The sequence below is a fragment of the Stenotrophomonas sp. P5_A8 genome (genome assembly GCF_056400545.1).
Map to the genome: position 1 here is coordinate 1 of NZ_JBFULB010000243.1, position 5,699 is coordinate 5,699.

The 5,699-nt window shown below is 59.0% G+C and carries 5 protein-coding genes and 1 pseudogene; 3 read left to right on the forward strand and 3 right to left on the reverse strand.

Annotation, left to right across the window (positions count from 1 at the left end; translation table 11 throughout):
* A partial coding sequence (locus AC1DQP_RS15195; protein WP_478051926.1) for a family 16 glycosylhydrolase occupies nt 1-1,032 on the forward strand: 1,032 nt, incomplete at its 5' end.
* A gap of 78 nt (nt 1,033-1,110) precedes the next feature.
* On the forward strand, nt 1,111-1,233 hold the full coding sequence (locus AC1DQP_RS15200; RefSeq protein ID WP_457321864.1) for a DNA-binding protein: 123 nt from the start codon (nt 1,111-1,113) through the stop codon (nt 1,231-1,233).
* Nucleotides 1,234-1,668: 435 nt separating this feature from the next.
* Here the strand turns inward: AC1DQP_RS15200 and AC1DQP_RS15205 are convergent, their stop codons facing one another.
* Both AC1DQP_RS15205 and AC1DQP_RS15210 read right to left on the reverse strand, forming a co-directional pair.
* Entirely contained in the window at nt 1,669-2,334 is a 666-nt protein-coding gene (locus tag AC1DQP_RS15205; protein ID WP_478051927.1) for a hypothetical protein, read from the reverse strand.
* Nucleotides 2,335-2,747: 413 nt separating this feature from the next.
* Nucleotides 2,748-3,700 (reverse strand): annotated as a pseudogene (locus AC1DQP_RS15210) (serine hydrolase domain-containing protein).
* Between the two features lie 206 nt (nt 3,701-3,906).
* On the opposite strand from AC1DQP_RS15210, the gene AC1DQP_RS15215 reads away from it, so the two are divergent.
* Nucleotides 3,907-4,473, forward strand: coding sequence for a hypothetical protein (locus tag AC1DQP_RS15215; protein WP_478051928.1), 567 nt, complete (start codon nt 3,907-3,909; stop codon nt 4,471-4,473).
* 9 nt (nt 4,474-4,482) lie between these two features.
* Here AC1DQP_RS15215 and AC1DQP_RS15220 read toward each other — a convergent pair whose 3' ends face one another.
* Nucleotides 4,483-5,616: a hypothetical protein gene (locus AC1DQP_RS15220; RefSeq protein ID WP_478051929.1), complete on the reverse strand. Its 1,134-nt coding sequence runs from the start codon at nt 5,614-5,616 to the stop codon at nt 4,483-4,485.
* Between the last annotated feature and the right edge of the window lie 83 nt (nt 5,617-5,699).

The following is a 5,699-nucleotide window of genomic DNA, read 5'->3' on the forward strand; positions in this document are numbered from 1 at the left end:
CTGTTAGCCCAATTCGTGTCAGAGGGCGCCCTGCATCTGWCAGATGCAGGGAGTTGGCTCGCGATCTGCCAGTACCTACGTTTAGCGCCGCCGCTGGATGCGTATCCCCGAGTTCCTGAAGTCGGACAACGGGCGCTGGCTGATGTTGATCCTTGCAGACCCGGCGCCACTTTCAGCCGGAAACAGCTAATGCACGACCATTCACCATGGATCGTCCCTCGGGATGTGATGTCAATCGGAATAGGTATTAAGCCCTGTCTGCCCAGTAGGCTAGCTCACATCACCAGATCGCGTTTTATTGATCAACTTCAAGATCTTGATCCGGCGCGATGGATGCTGCGGGAAGATACGTTTCCAGGTAATTTAGGCCTATTTAGGCCCGCAAATGTCACGACCAGTTCCGGACAGGGTGCAGTCCTTGCGGTGCGAAGAGAGGCACTCGGTGTGCGCGATCTGAGCGCCGCAGCCATATCAACCCAAAGCCGGTTCCTGTTCGGCCGCTTCGAAGCTACGTTGCAACCTGCGAATGTTCCGGGGTTAGTTACAGGCTTCTTCCTCCATCGTGACTCCCCTCGCCAAGAGATTGACATTGAGATCACTGGTGACCGCCCCGATCGCTTGCTGGTTAACGTATTTTATAACCCAGGCGCTGAGGGGGCGAAATACGACTACGGATATCGCGGGACGCCGGTAAGTATCGACCTAGGATTCGATGCATCGCAAAGCGCACATAGCTTTGCCATCGAGTGGGAACCAGACGAGATTCGCTGGTTCGTAGATGGGCGACTTGTCCACCGGCGAATGCTGTGGGGTCCCACGCCAATTCCACATCTGCCGATGACTCTACATGTGAACGTGTGGCCCACTCGCTCAACCGAACTCGCCGGCCAACTCCACTTGCTCAGGCTGCCCGCAATCGCGCGGATTAAAGGCATCTCGGTGGATGCCATTACAGCCGGTCAAGATTGCTTTGGCCACTTGCGGCTGTCAAGGCCATCCACGCTTGAGGAGATCACGCCTGCCCAAGTCTGACGGATGTCGCGGCCGGAAGCCGCACTTAATGCCAGTACGGTCTCAACGGGGCAGGGCGCCCGCACAGGGGATAGTTCAATGGCTCGCGGCATCACGGAACTAGACGCGCACGGTGCCGCTGAAGCGCTTGTCGCAGACGGCGAGCGCCCGACGGTGGAGCGCGTTCGGACACACACCGGTACGGGCTCCCGAATACGGTAACCCGCTTGCTGGAGACTTGGTGGCCAAGCCCCGGACGTCGGTTGCCCCCTGAGATTCCAGGCGTGGCTCGTTTAGAGGCTGCGCTTAGGCGAAGCCAGGTGACTGCTGGATACATTTCGGCCTTAGCCGACCCCGGCGAAGCCGTTGCGGCAGTGGGCRTTCCGCGCAACCCACGAGCTACAAGCACCAGCATGGCAACAGTCGCCAGCTTTTGCGCAATCCGCGTCCAAGCGGCCTTCTCAGCCTCAGCTGCTCCGCTCGGCCGTGACCAGCGCAGACCACGTTTCGGGACTGTCGCCGATGTCTAGAGCAATCCTCTCCACGAACTGAATTTCCGCGTTTTTGCCTTGTTTCCAAGTGAAAACAGCGGCTCGCGGTACACCGAGCGCGATGGAGAGGATTGATCGTCTTTGGCCTGCAGCGAAGATTCCTTCTTTACAGCACAGCGTCCTTGAACGCGTAGCAGAGTTCATGCACCTCGTTGGCAGCTCTACTTACGGCGACGAAAAGCGGATCTTCAACGCCGTCAGCGTTGTTTTCCATGTCCACTTCTCTGCCGTGCGCTGCAATAAACGCCGCAGTGAGTTTTCGGATGCTTCGAAGCCTCTCATTGATGCGCGCGAAACTTGTCACATCCTTCGTCCGGAGCTGGACGAGTGTTTCAGTGCTGAGCAAGACGAGCTGAGCGGCATCCTCAAATCCATCAAAGTGGACTTGAAGCTGCCAGAACGTCCTCTCGTCGTCAGGAAGTGCGGCGTATCTGTCGCAGGAGCCCTTGATTCCCACGGCCAACCCCAGTGCTGCGCAGGTGGCAACCAGATGTGCGCGTCGCGCCTTTGCCTCAGTCGCGCGTCGCTCTCGATATTCGCTGATGCGTTGATCGTGCCCTTCTTTGGCATACCTCCAGGCCCCGTAGCCGATCACCCATGTGCCCACAGCGGCGAGCCAATCGGCAACGCTACCGCTGTCAGGTATCTGAGTTCCGCCTGGCGCAGCAAAGAGGATCCAGCTCAGGACCCCGCTCAGAAGAGCGCCGGCGATGCCAGAGAGGACTGCATCGCTCCGCAACACGTAACGGAGTCTTTTCTTAGTAAAGCCCATGCCCCCCCCGTACCTTGGCCGTAGCGAATAGGGGGATTCTCGCATGACCCGGCCATAGCTCTGACCCGCCTGGCCGCCGCCTTGTTCGTCTCAATCGGGGTTAGGGCGCCTCGTTGGACCGCTGCTCCAATCGCGTGAGGAAGGCGCGACCCGCCCAATTCGTGATGCAGCCGTAGTCGCAAAGGCACGCGCCGAACTTCAGCCGGACCGGAATCGAATCCGGCACCTCGAAATCGAGGCGACCAAGCGTGGCGATCTGCTGGCCGATGCCGAGTTCGCCAAGCAGGCCGACCGCGACTACGCCATTGCGATGCTCGACCAGGAAGGCTGCCAGTCAATATGTAACATAATATACATTATGCGAAATGGTAGATCTGTCCCAGACACGCTACTTCAGGTGGCTGGGTCCCGCTTCAGCGGTCGATCGGATCAGAATGTTCGCTGGCCGGATCCAGATCCGCCAGGCGCGCGTCCACCAATCCTGCGCCCCCCTGGCCGATCTGATCAGGGCGACTGTGATCGGGATGGAGATTCGTGAACACAGCAACCGAGACGCCCGTTCCCAGGTATCCGGCGAAGTACGACGTAAACCCTTGCCATGCGCCGTCATGCTCCACGATGGGACCTGATGGGTGGATGCGGACAAACCAGCCGAGACCGTAGCCTTCCTCGGGAACCACGCCGTCGACCGGATATGGTGTCCACATCTGCGCCAACGTAGCGGGAGCCAGGACGGAGGCGCTGCACAAGGCGCGACCCCAGTGCTTCAGATCCCGACCGGTCAGGTCGGCCGTGGAATTGAAGGTGGGCGATACCCAGGCCTGGTTACACAGGGTCCCTCCCCTGCGTTCGTAGCCTGCGGCCCGATGGGGGACGATCTCCTGGTCGGATATCACCCGGGATGCGGTCATGCCGAGACGCCCGAAAATCTCCTCCGCCAGGATGTCGCCGTGGAATTTCCCGGTGATGCTGCGGATGACGGCGCCAAGCAGAAGGTAATTTGCGTTGCGGTAGCTCCATGTTTCTCCTGGGGACGCCTCAACGGGCAGCTGGGAAACCTTCTGCACCAGTTCCGCTTCCGTAAAGTCCCGGCGCACGTCGAACGGCCCGTCGCGGCCGGTGAACTCGTCGCCGTCATAATCGGCAATGCCCGACGTGTGCGAGAGCAGCTGGCCGATGGTGATCGCCTGCCACGTCTCAGGCAGTCCGGCCACATGTGAGCGGATGCTGTCATCCAGGCGAAGACGATATCCGGGGTGGCCGGCACGTCGTGCTCGATGTTCGAAAATCCGTACCCCTTCAAGAGCACGGCGTGCCCATGACGATAGACGCCGAGCGTCAAGCCAGGGATCTGCTGCCGAGTCATTTCAGACGCGACATAGCGGTCAATCGCCTGAAGCTGGGTTACAGGAAGTTCGGCCGGATAGAGTCTTCGCAGAAGTACATGGCGTGCAGAGCGTTACACTGCAATCCTGGAAGGCTAAGCTATGGCCCGTAGCCGCTTGGATAGGGCCAGGACAGGAATTGCACGAAACCGTACGTCAAGGTCCCACGAATGAAGAGCGATTTTAGATGAAGAATTGGCTGATCGGCGTAGTAGTCACCATGGCATGGACCAGCCCGTGCGCTGCTCAAATCGCCCCTGAGTTGCTCGGCGGCGCGGATCCTGGCAAGCCGATGTTCAGCGAATCCTTCTACAAGGGGGTTGATGGCAATTGGGTGCTGGCACGCGAACCCGTCAACACCGGTTACCACTGCTCGGTTAATTTCATCACGCCAGATTCCACCTTTTCGCTTCGTGGCCCCGCCGACGCTGGAATGGCGCGAAAGGGTCATGGCGGCGTTTGGTTCATCAGCGAGGCGATCCCTCCGGTGACAAAGACCGAGATCGTTCCCATCACGTTGTCATCTACCAACCACCCCACGCAGAACGTCCAGGCCGCCCATGTGAGCATGCCGGGCCAGAGCAGTGGGGCGTTGTTGCTCACCATCGACGTGCGGAAATCGGTGAAGGAAAAGCCGGACAGTAATGAGCTCGCTATCCAGTTTCAGGGGAAAGAGGTGTTCCGCTCAAAGGTTGTCCATCTGCAGCTGGCGTATCGCCAGCTTTCGGCTTGCATGAGCGCGGCTCAAAAATAGGCCATGATTTCAGCCGTTTGGCACGTTCAAGATGTCGGCGCAGGCGTCACGTATCTTTCTTGTGTCGCCACTTGCTTCACCGAAGACATTCACATCGGCAACCCTCAGCATCCCGGCGCTGTCCGGGATCAGCACATAGCGGACGTTGCAGCTTTTATAACCGCCGCCGCCATACGTCGCGCCGGTCGCGAGATTCTGCCACATGACGCGATTGTCAAAGGACTGCCCATAAGACAGCGTCCGCGCAATCCCGGCCTGACGGACAGCTGGGTTGCCGTTCGCGGCGACGACCTCTTGCTCGGTCTTGCCCGTCCACACCTGGATCAGGATCGATTCACTGCGCGATAAACGCCTTGTTCCCCGGTATTCAGCGGCGGCCTGAGTAAAATCCAGATCGGCCTTCATCGTCGCCAGACTGCCCTGCACCCTCCCCTGCGCTTCGGTTACTTGTTGCTGCATTTGCTCCAATTTTGCCTTGTGCGCTGCCGATTCTGCCGGCGTCAGCTTGCGGCCGTTGTTGATCGCAGGCTTCGGTACATCGGACCACAGCTTTTCCCAGGTAAAGTCGGCAAGCGAACTCATCGATAGTCCGTCCGGGACCAGTTCGAGTCCAKTCAAACCAAGGGCTGCCAGTTTCGGTCGCAGTGCTTCGGCCTTAACCACACGATTGACCGAGGCAGTTTCTTTGGCGCCGATAATGCTGTCACTGTTGCAGGCTACATTCCATGCCTGTCGCATCGTATGGCTGCTCGCACTTTGCCAATCGGTGGGCTGGAGATCAATGATCGCCGGATCCTGTTTCATGGACTTTGTGCCGCTGGCCACCCGGAATTCCACCGAATCCGGCGTGTCCAACATGCCGGTTGAATCAGCCTTGTGCTTGGGCGCGCCACGGCCGCGTTTGCTCGGCTTGGGGCATTTGAACTGGAGTTGATATTCCAACCATAGGGGTTGGTCGATCGCTTCATAGACCATTGTCAGATCAATCTGACGGATCCGGTTTGGGCCAGGATTCGTGACATCATCGACCGGCGTGTGGTCGGTCGCCGCGTCATTGGCGTACACATTGACACGCTTTCCGGCTGCACCCTGCATATCGATCAGAAACTCGCTGGCCCCGACTTGCGCCGCGATAGCCATGATGCCCGCGCCGATTACGAGTTTTGTGATTTGCCGTGTCATGAGCGCTTCCTTGTCCGTTTTACCAACTCGCGCTCTACCGCGCA